Genomic DNA, 14,037 nt, shown 5'->3' on the forward strand with positions numbered 1-14,037 from the left:
AAAATTTTCACTAAATAGTATATTCTATATATATTATTAAAACAAGTACAAAATAGTTAAAATTACTCTTCACCCGTATCTTCATTATTGTCACCAAAGTAATTAATTATACTCTCCGCTGATTTTTTATCTATACTCGGAGTATCTAATAGCTCTTCTAGAGTAGCTTTCTTTATATTATCAACACTTTTAAACTTCATTAAAAGCTCTTTTCGCCTCTTAGCTCCGACAAAAGGAATATCATCTAATATAGAATGTAATGTTCTTTTATCTCTAAGAGATCTATGATATGTTATTGCAAATCTATGCACCTCATCTTGTATTCTTCTAATCATTTGCATTAGATTAGAACTTCTATTTATAATAATCTCTTCGTTATTATAAATAATCCCCCTAGTTTGGTGCTTATCATCTTTTACTAATCCACACACAGGAATTTCTATATCTAAATCCTTCAATACTTCTAACGCTATATTTATTTGACCTTTTCCACCATCCATCATTATTAAATCTGGAAAGCTTGAAAATTTTCCATTAGGAAACTTAAGATTTCGCTCCTGTATTTCTTTAATTTCTTTAAGACCGTGCTTAAATCTTCTTTCAAGTATCTCTCTCATACTGTCGTAATCATTAGCACCTTTTACAGTCTTAATTTTAAACCTTCTATAATCACTATTTTTAGCCTTACCATCTTCAAATACAATCATACTCCCTACCGAGTCTACCCCTTGTATGTTTGATATATCGTATGCTTCTATTCTATAAGGTAAATCGTCTAATCCTAAAACTTCTGCAAGTTCTGTTAAGCTAACCTTATTTATCTCTTTTTCTTTTAAGATTTTATCTTTAAATTGTTCTAAGGTTATCTTAGCGTTTTCACGAACCATATTAAGCATTTTTTGCTTATTTCCCTTTTGAGGAATCTTTATAAAAGATTTAGCTTCTCTTTTTATAGATAAAAATTCTTCTAATGCTTCTTTATCTTCTACTCCATTACAATAGATATTTTTAGGAATCTTAGATGCACCACTATAGAAATTAACTATAAATTGGCTAACTATCTCTTCTTCTGAATATTCTAATGTGTTTTGAAGCATAAAGTGTTCTCTTCCAACAATCTTTCCATCTCTTTCGAAGAAAACTTGAATGCAAGTATCTTTTTCATCTTTATAAAGGTTTATAAAATCTTCATCTGTATCCGTGATTTTAAACATCTTTTGCTTTTGAACTAATGCTTCTATTGCTAAAATTTTATCTCTAAAAGATGCAGCTTTTTCAAATTGAAGGTTCATTGAAGCTTCTTCCATTTGTTTTTTAAGCTCACCTAATATATGCTTATCTTTTCCATTTAATATATCTATAATTTCATTTATCATTGCACCGTACTCTTCTTTTGTTGTAAAACCTTCACAAGGTGCAGTACATTTTTTTATATGATAATTTAAACAAGCTCTAGTTTTCTCACCACCTACAGTAATAGATCTTTTACAAGTCCTAAGTGGGAAAACCTTTCTTATTAAATTTATAGTTTCATAAACGGCAGCCCCATTAGTGTAGGGACCAAAATATTTATTTCCATCCTTAGCAAAGTTTCTTGTAACAAAAACTCTAGGAAAATCTTCATTTATAGTTATCTTTATAAAAGGATAAAATTTATCATCCTTAAAGGTAATATTGTATTTAGGGCTATATTTTTTTATAAGGTTGCACTCAAGTATAAGTGCTTCCATCTCTGAATCTGTTATTATGTACTCAAACTCTGAAATATTTTTTACCATCGCCCTTACTTTTTCAGTATGATTTTTTGAATTTTGAAAGTACTGTCTAACTCTATTTTTTAAAACTTTAGCTTTACCAACATATATTATTTCGCCTAAGGAATTTTTCATAAGATAAACTCCCGGTTTATCTGGTAAAATTTTTAGTTGATATTCAAAGTCAAACATAAGCAAACCTCCCTTTCAAAAGCTTCTCTTACCTAAATCATTTATCCCATTTTTTATATTATCGCATTTAATGGGACTTGTAAATTTTTTAACGAAAATTAGTTTAATTTTGTAATAATAATCCATTTATTTCTATAATTTAATATATAAAATTAATATTTTCATTATATTTAACAATAATATTTTACTATTTATTTATTAATTTTGTATTACAAAACAATTATTTATTTTTACTTACCTAAAAATAAAAGACTGTCTCACCTTTTATATAGTGCGACAGCCTTTTTAAATCTATCTATTTGTTACGTTTATTATTCTATCTTAATGCTGCATTTATTACTTTTCCAGCAACTGATGCTGCTTTTATAGCACCGTATCCACTATTTTCTGCAATAACTGCTACTACTATTTGTGGATCATTTGCTGGAGCCATTCCTACAAACCATGAGTGTGGTTTTGCTGGTGAACCGTCTGGATTGTTATGGTCTGCTGTACCTGTTTTACCAGCAACATCTAATCCATTAAAGTATGACCAACTTCCATCTTCTCTTGATTGTACAAGGTCTCTCATGTAACCTTTTATTGTTTTTGCGTCAGACTCTGACATAACTTTTTTATATTCTTCTGGTTTGATTGTTTTAACCGTTTCTTTGTTAGCATTAACTACTTTGCTTACTAAAGTAGGCTCCATAATAACACCGTTATTTGCAACAGCACAACCTACTAAAGCCATTTGCATAGGAGTAGCTAAAATACTACTTTGACCTATACCACTTCTTGCTAAATCTCCAAGCACCTGTTCATCTTTAGGATATTTACTAGGTGTAATACTAAAGCCATCTGACGGAACTTTTTGATTAAAGCCAAACTTTTCAGCTGTATTTTTTAAATCTTTTCCAAGGTCCATAGCTAAGTTACCATATACAAAGTTACTTGAAGCTACGAAAGCTTGATTTAAGTTTATGTTACCATTTGCTTCGTTACTATCGTTATTAAGATTTTTTCCATCTTTAAACTTAATAACTCCTGTATCATTCCAAGTTTTGTTTTGAACACCTGGTATATTATCAAGTGCACTTGCAGTAGTAATTATCTTAAATACTGACCCTGGTGGATATAATCCATTAATAGCTCTGTTTATAAGAGGGCTATTTTCAGCGCTTCCCTTATTAGCTTTTGCCATCTCTGAATCTAGTTTGTTAGGGTTAAAACTTGGTTTAGAAACCATAGCTAAAACTTCACCATTTTTAGGATTAATAGCTACAACTGCACCTCTTGAATCTCCTAGTGCATCGTAAGCTACTTGCTGAAGGTTAGTGTTTAGAGTAGTTACTACTCCATTACCTATCTTTTTCTGAGTTTTATCTCTATCATCAAAAGCTTTTTTAAATCCTTCAGTACTAAAATCTTTCATTAATGTCTTAAGCCCTGTTGTCACTTCGTTGTAAGTAGTTAATTCTTTATCGTATGCTTCTTCTAGACCTGTAATTCCGAATCTGTTACTTGCATACCCTAACGGATGGGCATATAAATCTCCGTAGATATACTCTCTCTTTTGAGTAGTTGCAGATTCTTTTGATGTTTTTGTTAAAGGCTTACCATCTCTATCATAAATAGTTCCTCTTAAAACTTTGTTTCTCTCTATCCACAATCTTTGATTTCCTGGTTTCTCTGCTATTTCTGGAGCTTTAAAAGCTTGGAAATAAGCAATATATGAAATCAATCCAATCAAACAAAATAAGAAGACTATCATTACATTCCTTACATTCTTTTTTATGTCGTTCATGTTAGCCCTCCTCTGATATTTTTTGTAGTATTCCAAGAGCTAAGAAAGTTGTTACCATTGAAGTACCACCATAACTTACTAGTGGTAATGCTATACCTGTTAAAGGTATTACAGCAAAAACTCCACCGATTATAACTAATACTTGACATACTATCATAGTACTAAACCCAACTCCTGCAAGTTGTGAAAAAGAATCATCACTTACAAACGCTGTTCTTATAGCTCTATAGAATAATAAGAAGTATATTATCATTACACCTATTCCAAATACCATACCAAGTTCTTCACATATTGCTGCAAATATGAAGTCTGTAGTTGGTACTGGCACAAGGGTTGGATGTCCTTGTCCAAGACCTGATCCAAACATTCCACCTGATGAAATCGCATAGAAACCTTGCACTAATTGATACCCTTGATCATTTGCGTATTCCCAAGGATTCTTCCAAATTAAAACCCTTCTTCTAACGTGGGCAAATAATTTGTATGCTACTACAGAACCTGCTCCAAACAGTCCAAGAGAAGCAAAAACATACTTTTTCTTGGAAGTTGCAATATAAAGCATAGTAACTGCAATACCGAAGAAAATAAGTGCTGATCCTAAGTCTTTTTGTAAAACTAAGAATATTAAACTAAAACCTACAGCAAAAGCTGGTTTTATAAGTGTTTTAAATGCGTGATCACTTGCTTTAGAATAATCCTTTAGCGTTGCTGCTAAATACAGAATAAGACAAATTTTACCGAACTCAGAAGGTTGGAATCCAAACCCTCCAATAAATACCCAGTTCTTTGCCCCTAACTGCTCTGTACCTATAACCATAGCCATAGGCATAAATGCAATCACTCCAATTAAATAAAGAACTTTAAATTTAGAAAAGCTTTTAAAGCTTGGAAAAAGCCTCACAACTACTATAAATATAGCAATACCAGCTATAAACCAAATTAATTGTTTTTTACCTACTGAAGGATCTAATCTGTAAAGCATCGCTATACCTATAGTTACAAGTAAACTTGAAAAAAGTAGTATAAATCGATCTCCATCAGGATCAAATTTTCTAATTATAAGATATGCTACACTAATAACTACACAAATAAGTAATCCTATATATATGGCATTCTTATCTATAGGATCCTTTAAAATAGCTAAGTTTGTAAATAATGCCATGCATAATATATAAATAAGTACTAGTAGCATTACCTCACTTCTATTTTTCTTCATTTCTTCACCCCTGTTCCTAAGTTAAAACCTTAAATACAGCAGTCCCTATTCTAATTTCATCACGTGTAAATAATTTAACTTTGTTTTGTATTTTCTGTCCATTTAGGTAAGTTCCGTTTGTACTACCTAGGTCTTCTAATATAAGTACATTATTTTTTACCAATATCCTAGCGTGCTTACCAGATACGTATTTATCTGTAAGAATTATCGTATTATCATCTGTCCTACCTATACTCATATAAGTCTTTATAGGTATTATAGTACCTACTTTTAAGTTATTATTTTCTCCGCTAGCAATCACTTCTATTCCGTGATGCTTATGGCCGACTGGTCGCTTTTTCTTTTCGCCATTTTTAACGTCTTTCGCCATTATTTTTAACGCGTAAAAAATTATAAAGTACAAGATTACGATGAAAATTATTCCGAATACGCCCCCAATTATTTTTGAAAAACTCATATCTTCACCTCAAAATATTTACTTTATCCTTGTAATTATACACTAATTTTTGCCTTAATTCATTCTTTAATATTACAAATAAATTAAAGATATCTAATAACTGGCTTTACACCAAGGTCTAAGCCAGTTATTTATTTCTCGAACCTTATAGCATCTTCTTTAAATATTTACCTGTATAAGATTCTTTTACTTTTGATATTTCTTCTGGTGTACCTTCTGCTACTAACGTACCACCTTTGTCTCCACCTTCTGGTCCTAAGTCTATAATATAGTCAGCACATTTTATCATATCTAAGTTATGCTCTATAACAATAGCAGTATTGCCTGTATCTACTAATCTTTGAAGTATTTCAACTAATCTATTAACGTCATCTATATGAAGACCTGTTGTAGGCTCATCTAGGATGTATAGAGTTTTTCCTGTACTCCTTTTTGATAACTCTGTTGCTAATTTGATTCTTTGTGCTTCCCCTCCTGAAAGTTGAGTTGAAGGTTGCCCTAATCTAATATAACCTAATCCAACATCAAAAAGTGTTTGAAGTTTGTTTTTGATTCTTGGAATGTGTTCGAAGAACTCTAAAGCTTCTTCAACTGTCATATTTAATACGTCATCTATGCTTTTTCCTTTATACTTAACTTCAAGAGTTTCTCTATTATATCTTTTTCCTTTACATACCTCACAAGGAACGTAAACGTCTGAAAGGAATTGCATCTCTATTTTGATTATTCCATCTCCAGAACAAGCTTCACATCTTCCACCCTTAACGTTAAAACTAAATCTTCCAGGTTTATACCCTCTCATTTTAGCTTCAGGAGTTTGAGAAAATAATTCTCTTATTATATCGAATGTGCCTGTGTATGTTGCAGGGTTTGAACGAGGTGTTCTTCCTATAGGACTTTGATCTATATCTATAATTTTATCTATATTTTCAAAGCCTGTTATCTCTTTGTGAGCTCCAACTGAGTTTCTGCTTTTATTTACTAGTTTATTAAGACCCTTATAAAGTATTTCGTTTATTAAAGTACTCTTTCCTGACCCTGAAACTCCAGTAACCATAGTTAAAGTCCCTAAAGGGAAGCTTGCAGTTACGTTTTTAAGGTTATTTTCTTTTGCCTTAACTACTTTAATAAAGTTTCCGTTCCCTTTTCTTCTTTCTTTAGGCACTTCAACTTTCTTTCTTCCTGTTAAGTAATCAGCAGTAAGAGATCTGTCTGATTTCTTTATTTCTTCAACAGTCCCACAAGCTACTATTTCTCCTCCGTGTTCTCCAGCTCTAGGTCCAATATCAACTATATAATCTGCCTCTCTTATAGTATCTTCATCATGTTCAACAACTATTACAGTATTTCCTACATCTCTTAAATTTTTTAAAGTTTCTATAAGTCTGTCGTTATCTCTTTGATGAAGCCCTATACTAGGTTCATCTAGTATATATAAAACTCCCATAAGTGCAGATCCTATTTGAGTTGCAAGTCTTATTCTTTGAGACTCACCTCCTGATAACGTTCCTGAAGCTCTTGAAAGGTTTAAGTAATCTAAACCTACGTTTACTAAGAACTCTAACCTACTTTTTATCTCTTTAACTATCTGTTCACTTATTATTTTATTCTTTTCTGAGAATTCTATGTTATTTAAATAATCTAATTCTTCTCTAATAGGTAATTCTGTAAATTCAAAAATATTTTTTTCACCTACAGTTACAGCTAAAGCTTCTTTTTTAAGTCTAGCTCCTTTGCATTTAGGACAGAATTTGTTACTCATATACTTTTCTATTTCACCTTTTATAGTATCTGAGTTTGTTTCTCTATATCTTCTTTGAAGGGCATTTATCTCACCTTCCCAAGCTGAGTTATAAGTTGCTTTAATTCCTTCTTTAACGTAATTTACTTTGACTCTTTTTCCGTTACTTCCAAAGAGAATAAGATCTATTATTTCTCTATCTAAATCTTTTATAGGTGTATTTAAATCGAAGTTATATTCTTTACTTAATGCTTTTAAAAATGCAAAAGTCCAAGAATCGTCTTTAGTTCTTCCTTCTCCCCAAGGTGCTATAGCCCCTTCCATTATACTTAAATTTCTATCTGGAATTACTAAATCTTCATCTATTTCTATAAGTGTTCCAAGCCCGTCACAGTAGTCACACTTACCAAATGGAGAGTTAAAAGAAAATAATCTAGGTGCTATTTCTTCAATACTAATACCACAATCAGGACAAGAGAATTTTTCACTAAATAGTCTATCTTCTCCTCCTATTTCATTTACTATAACTAATCCGTCTGCAAGTTTTAAAGCTGTTTCTATAGAATCTGATAATCTTCCTTCTATTCCTTCTTTTATTACAAGTCTATCTACAACCGCTTCTATATTATGTTTTTTATTTTTATCTAATTTGATTTCCTCTTCTGTTATCTCGTAGATTTCACCGTCAACTCTAACTCTTACAAACCCGTTCTTTTTGATGTTTTGTAATACTTTTTCGTGAGTTCCTTTTCTTCCTCTTATTATAGGTGCTAATATTTGAACCTTTGCTCTATCTTCTAGGCTCATAACACCATCTACTATTTGATCTACAGATTGCTGAGATATAACTTTACCACATTTAGGACAATGAGGAATTCCAACCTTTGCATACAAAAGTCTTAAATAATCATATATTTCTGTTATAGTTCCAACAGTTGACCTTGGATTTTTGCTTGTAGTTTTTTGATCTATAGAAATTGCAGGTGATAACCCTTCTATATATTCTACATCCGGTTTATTCATTTGACCTAAGAACTGCCTTGCATATGCTGAAAGAGATTCAACGTACCTTCTTTGCCCTTCTGCATAAAGAGTATCAAAAGCAAGTGAAGACTTTCCTGAACCTGAAAGACCTGTAAATACTACAAGCTTATCTCTTGGTATTTCTAAATCTACGTTTTTTAAGTTATGTACCTTAGCGCCTTTAATTATTATTTTATCTTTCATAATCTCCGTACCTCTCCTTTTTATTATCTATATTTTTAGCTTATATTATCAGATTAATTCTCGAACATAAGTTCCCATTATATATATAATAATTTTAACTTGTCCACTTGTCAAACTCTCTAATTAATATGTATTATTAAATAATAATCCAATTCTATCATATTACCATACATTTAAAAAGAAAAAAACTTATAATAATTCTTAAGAATTATTATAAGTCTTAGCTGTGTACTGATTATTAAAATTTTATAGTATTTAACTTAAATACTAACTAAACTTCTTCATATTTTTATTTAAATAAATTCTATCTTTAGGACTTCCTTCTTCTAAAGTTATTATATTCCCATCGTATTTATAAGTGAATTCTCCCTTTTCTTTAAAAATCTCTTTTAGATTTTTATTATATATAGAAATAAAATCTTTACTTCTTTCAATTAATATATCATCATATAACTCGTATAAATTATCCTCTTTCTTTTTTAAGAAATCACCTTTATCTTTATAGATATAATAGTTTTCCTCGCCTTCAAAAAACTCTTTAGTAATTAAAAATGTTTTATTTACACCTAAAATATATAAAAGTTCATCACTTGAAGATCTACTTTTAATTTTATTTATATCTTTTCCTGTTTTATCCTTAATAATAATATTTGAATAATCATTTATTATTATATATCCATTATTTATAGAAGTATTAAAAGACTTATCCCCTTCATAAATTAGCTTTAGATTGTAATCATACACTCTAACTGCATGGTTTTCATCTGAAAGTAATATTAGACCATCATTAAAATACACATTGTTATAGTTAAAGTCTATATTTTTTTCATTTAAGTAATTATCAGTAAGTCTTTCCTTATAGATTGCAATATTATTTTTATAATCAAATAGCTCTACTTCATCATTTATTTTATAACCATTTAGGTTATATATATCATTTTCTGAAATAATCATTCCATCTAAAATATAAGGCTCTACTAAATTATCTAATATAATATTCCCTTTATAATCTATTATTGTAGATTTAGAATTTAAGGTTATCACTGCCCTCCCTGATTCAAAGCCTCTATATATGCTTGTATAAAATCCGCTAAGGCATGTTATATCCCCATTTAAACTTAAAATATCTATATTACCTCCCTTTAACCCTAAAGCATAACCTTCATTAAAGTCTGTAATATCATCATATTCTAATTTAAATATTTCTCTTCCTTTTGAATTTATAACTCCTACTTTATCCCCCTTTGAAACTATAGCTACTCCTTCTTTAAAATCTCTTCCGTAGTCGTAAGTTGAAGGTTTTATAACAGTTTTAAAATCTTTATCAATATAACTTACCTTATTATTTTTCTCTACTCTATAAAGGCTATTTGAATCTCCTTTTATAATTTCTTTATAATCATCATTTCCAGATTTTTTTCTAGAACTCGTATCTTCTGATTTGAAGACACCTTTTATAGAATCTAGTTTTATATTATTTATATCTAATAAAGAAAAAACTAAAGATATAACTGTAACAACTATTACTGTACCAAAAGAAAGAAACAATATAACCTTATACGGTATATTTACATTATTTTTACCCATAAACTCACCCCACTATAATTATACCATTTTATCCCATAAAATATAAAAAGGTTATGCCAAAATATATAAGACATAACCTTTTAAATTATCTAAATGATATATTATTAATTTCAGTAACCTTTTTAGATTTAAATCTAAATTTATCTATAAAAACTATAGCACTAGATAGCATAAGGAATGCTATAACTAAGAAAAATACATTTACTACTAATCCTTCTAAGTTTAAAACATTCATATCTAAAAATGAATACGGATATACTCCTATAACATTTCCTACAGCTAATGCCCAAAATAAATATACTATAGGGAAAACTACCCAGCTTAATATATCCTTGTATTCATAATTTGATTCCTTTTCTAAAATAAGCCAATCAAATAATATTGCAAGTGGCGCAAAACCGTGAAGAATATATGTTTGAAACTTTTCTATCCCTGTTTGTTTCCACTCAGCATTTAGTATTAAGAAAAATACAAGCCCAGCAACGCAGATATATAATGTTATAGCACCTTTTATACTTCTTTTGTTAAGCCATTTTATTTTTCTATTTAAAATTGAGTTATTTAAAAATAAAAGCATTACTAAAATATTAGCAAACTCAGTAAAATAAGAAAAAAATCCTAAAACTCTTCCAAAATATCCATCTATATCATTTGACATCATTTGAAGTGTAAATGATAATATCATTCCTATTAAAATTAGGATTCCTGCAAACCCTCTAAAATACTTTTTATTTATTTCTTTCATATAATCACCTTTCAATTTATAATTCCGAATTAGATTATATCTTATTTTATTTTGATTATCAAACTATTTGACTGTTTAATAAAAATAATAGCAGAATCCTTAGACTCTGCTATTTTGGTATAAATAATGTTGATAATTCATAATTTATTATCTCTGGAGTAGCGTAAGAATTGTTTCCGAAAAATAGTGCTGGATCACCTTCTAATCTATTTAACATAAGTAATATATAAAAGTTTGTTTTGCTTATAATAAAATTTGCTGTATACAAAGATAATATTGCATTAGAATTTGAAATAGTGTATATAAGACTTGGTACAAAAACTTGTGTAACTTCTTCTTCATTAACGTTTAAAGTTTCTTTAATGAAGTTATCTACTTTATCATTCTCATGAATTTTACCGCAAGTATTTAAATCTATCTCTCCCTTTTGAACAAGATTTATAAATAAACCTATTAAAAAGTCATGAAAAGAAATTTGAATATTCCCCAAAGCTGAATTAGTAAAAGTACTTGGGTCACAAGGATTATATTGTGGTTGATTATTTAACTGTTCTGAAAAAGATAAAAACCAATATATCCTATTATAATTCCTAAATACCTCCACTCCATTTTTTTTCAAAGGATTATAATTCCCTAAAAATTCTGCACAAGGAGGAAGAGTTGTATCGCTCCAGAAATCACAGTTATAAATCTTTTTTCTTCTCCCCAATCCCCCGCCTCCTAAATAATCGCTTTATATATTTTATACTAATAGAATTTTTTGTTTCCTGTAAATTCTAAGGTATAGAACTTGCATTTGGCTGAGTTTTACTGAAAATCTCTAAAAGTTCTAACATCTTAATGTTTGCAATTAAACTAGTCATTACACATTGATGGAAAGTATAATACCTATTAACATTAATGTTCTTATCTAATAACATATTCATAAGTATAATTTCAATATATCTGTAATAAGTTGTGTAGGCATATATCCCTATTGCTATAACTGAAACCTTTTGTCCTTGTGATGACAATTCAAATAGATTAATATTAGTTCCATCTATTTCTTCTAAAATTATCTCAGTATTAATTTTATTTAGGTATATAGAATAAAGGTTAGCCATTGCAAGAAATGATGCAGCTTTTACTTCTAAGTCAATTAAATACAAATTATACTTTTTAAAATATTCATTTAAAATCTCAATGGCTTCTTCATCCATAAATATAAACCCCTTAAACTATTTATATTTAATATATGTTTAAGAGGTTTTATAGTTAATTTATTATTTTTTTAATTTATCAATCATATCACGAAGTTCAGCTGCTCTTTCAAATTGAAGATTTTTAGCAGCGTCCATCATTTCGTCTGTGTATTTTTTAATTAGTTTTTTCTTATCTTTTGAAGACATATCCTTAGGTTGATTTTCGAATTCTTCTCTAGTCTCTTCTTCTGAAGCTTTTGTCGCTTCAATTACATCTCTTATATCTTTTATTATAGTTTTTGGAGTAATTCCGTGTTCTTCGTTGTACTCCATCTGAATCTTTCTTCTTCTTTCAGTTTCACTAATAGCTCTTTCCATAGACCCTGTTATCTTATCTGCATACATAATAACTTTACTATCTGCATTTCTAGCTGCTCTACCTATAGTTTGAACCATTGAAGTTTCAGACCTTAAGAACCCTTCCTTATCAGCATCTAAGATAGCAACTAAAGCAACTTCTGGAATGTCTAACCCTTCTCTTAAAAGGTTTATCCCAACTAAAACATCGTATTTACCAAGTCTTAAATCCCTAATTATTCTCATTCTTTCCATAGTATCTATATCTGAATGCATATAAGTAGTTTTTACTCCAAGTTCTATTAAGTACTTAGTTAAATCTTCTGCCATCCTTTTAGTTAATGTAGTAACTAATGTTCTATATCCATTTTCCTTTGTTTTTATAATTTCTGAATATAAATCATCTATTTGATTGTTTACAGGTCTTAATTCTATATTAGGGTCTAAAAGTCCTGTAGGTCTTATTATTTGCTCTGCTATAACCTCTTCATGCTCTCTTTCGTAGGCTCCAGGCGTTGCACTTACAAAGACTACTTGATTTATCTTTTTTTCGAATTCTTCGAATTTTAAAGGTCTGTTATCGTAAGCGCAAGGAAGCCTAAATCCGTAATCTACTAAAGTGTTTTTTCTAGACCTATCCCCTGCATACATAGCCCTAACTTGAGGAAGTGTAACGTGACTTTCATCTATAAACATCAAATAATCTTCAGGGAAGTAATCTATTAAAGTTTTAGGCGGAGTTCCTGGGTCTCTTCCATCTAAAATTCTTGAATAGTTTTCTATTCCACTACAGTAGCCCATTTCTCTCATCATTTCTATATCAAAGTTAGTTCTTTGCTTTAATCTTTGAGCTTCTAATAATTTTCCTTGAGCATTTAATTCTTTTAATCTATCTTCTAATTCATCTTCTATTTTTGAAATAGCTTTTTCTACAGTCTCGCTTGAAGCTGCAAAGTGGGAAGCCGGATGGATTTGAGCGTGATTTCTTTCACCTAAAATCTTTCCAGTTAAAACGTCAAATTCTCTTATTCTTTCTATTTCATCTCCAAAGAATTCAACTCTTATCCCTTTATTTGAGGAAGATGCTGGAATTATATCTAAAGAATCTCCTCTTACTCTAAAAGTTCCCCTAGAAAAATCTATATCATTTCTCTCGTATTGGATTTCTATAAGTTTTTTTATTATTTCGTCTCTGTCTTTTTCCATTCCAGTTCTAAGACTTATAGTAAGATTTTTATACTCTTCCGGGTTACCAAGACCGTAAATACAAGATACTGAAGCTACGATTATTACATCTCTTCTTTCAAATAATGCTGATGTAGCTGAGTGCCTTAATTTATCTATTTCATCATTTATAGAAGCATCCTTTTCTATAAATGTATCTGTTTGAGGTACGTAAGCTTCCGGTTGATAATAATCATAGTAGGAAACAAAATATTCAACTATAGCATCTGGAAAGAACTCTTTAAACTCTGCACAAAGCTGAGCTGCTAGAGTTTTGTTGTGGGCTAGAACTAAAGTAGGTCTATTAGTTCTTTCTATTATGTTTGCCATAGTAAAAGTTTTACCTGAGCCTGTAACTCCAAGAAGAGTTTGAAATTCATTTCCCTTTTCTAATGATTCTACTAATTTATCTATAGCCTTTGGTTGATCCCCTGTAGGCTTAAATTCTGACTTTATTTTAAATTCACTCATTTTTTCACCTCTCTTATGTTATTTTTCATATTAATGTAAATATACCACTTTTCAAAAATAAGTAAAGTATAGGTATTTTAAAATTAATTAGGGCTACTA

The 14,037-nt window shown here is 29.7% G+C and carries 10 protein-coding genes; all 10 read right to left on the minus strand.

Annotated elements, in window-relative coordinates:
• Nucleotides 1-62: 62 nt before the first annotated feature.
• The 10 genes from uvrC to uvrB all read right to left on the minus strand — a co-directional run bounded on the left by uvrC (nucleotide 63) and on the right by uvrB (nucleotide 13,938).
• Nucleotides 63-1,946: an excinuclease ABC subunit UvrC gene (gene uvrC / locus M4I33_RS03255; RefSeq protein WP_257915448.1), complete on the minus strand. Its 1,884-nt coding sequence runs from the start codon at nucleotides 1,944-1,946 to the stop codon at nucleotides 63-65.
• A gap of 316 nt (nucleotides 1,947-2,262) precedes the next feature.
• The gene (locus M4I33_RS03260; protein ID WP_257915449.1) at nucleotides 2,263-3,732 is read right to left on the minus strand and encodes a penicillin-binding protein 2; all 1,470 of its coding nucleotides are present in this window, start codon (nucleotides 3,730-3,732) and stop codon (nucleotides 2,263-2,265) included.
• 1 nt (nucleotide 3,733) lies between these two features.
• Nucleotides 3,734-4,948 (minus strand): FtsW/RodA/SpoVE family cell cycle protein, encoded by a 1,215-nt coding sequence (locus tag M4I33_RS03265; RefSeq protein ID WP_257915450.1) that lies wholly within the window; start codon nucleotides 4,946-4,948, stop codon nucleotides 3,734-3,736.
• A gap of 16 nt (nucleotides 4,949-4,964) precedes the next feature.
• Nucleotides 4,965-5,405 (minus strand): FHA domain-containing protein, encoded by a 441-nt coding sequence (locus tag M4I33_RS03270; protein WP_194192181.1) that lies wholly within the window; start codon nucleotides 5,403-5,405, stop codon nucleotides 4,965-4,967.
• Nucleotides 5,406-5,550: 145 nt separating this feature from the next.
• The gene (gene uvrA, locus M4I33_RS03275) at nucleotides 5,551-8,373 is read right to left on the minus strand and encodes an excinuclease ABC subunit UvrA (protein WP_257915453.1); all 2,823 of its coding nucleotides are present in this window, start codon (nucleotides 8,371-8,373) and stop codon (nucleotides 5,551-5,553) included.
• Between the two features lie 267 nt (nucleotides 8,374-8,640).
• On the minus strand, nucleotides 8,641-9,960 hold the full coding sequence (locus M4I33_RS03280; RefSeq protein WP_257915454.1) for a WG repeat-containing protein: 1,320 nt from the start codon (nucleotides 9,958-9,960) through the stop codon (nucleotides 8,641-8,643).
• A gap of 85 nt (nucleotides 9,961-10,045) precedes the next feature.
• Nucleotides 10,046-10,705: a Pr6Pr family membrane protein gene (locus M4I33_RS03285; RefSeq protein ID WP_257915455.1), complete on the minus strand. Its 660-nt coding sequence runs from the start codon at nucleotides 10,703-10,705 to the stop codon at nucleotides 10,046-10,048.
• Between the two features lie 109 nt (nucleotides 10,706-10,814).
• Nucleotides 10,815-11,414 (minus strand): hypothetical protein, encoded by a 600-nt coding sequence (locus M4I33_RS03290; protein WP_257915456.1) that lies wholly within the window; start codon nucleotides 11,412-11,414, stop codon nucleotides 10,815-10,817.
• 67 nt (nucleotides 11,415-11,481) lie between these two features.
• A complete protein-coding gene (locus tag M4I33_RS03295) occupies nucleotides 11,482-11,904 on the minus strand; it encodes a hypothetical protein (RefSeq protein WP_257915457.1) in 423 nt (140 codons plus the stop codon).
• Nucleotides 11,905-11,967: 63 nt separating this feature from the next.
• Nucleotides 11,968-13,938, minus strand: a complete 1,971-nt coding sequence (uvrB, locus tag M4I33_RS03300; RefSeq protein ID WP_257915459.1) for an excinuclease ABC subunit UvrB — start codon at nucleotides 13,936-13,938, stop codon at nucleotides 11,968-11,970.
• Nucleotides 13,939-14,037: the final 99 nt, after the last annotated feature.

The organism is Clostridium sp. LY3-2 (assembly GCF_024705715.1).
GTDB lineage: Bacteria > Bacillota > Clostridia > Clostridiales > Clostridiaceae > Clostridium.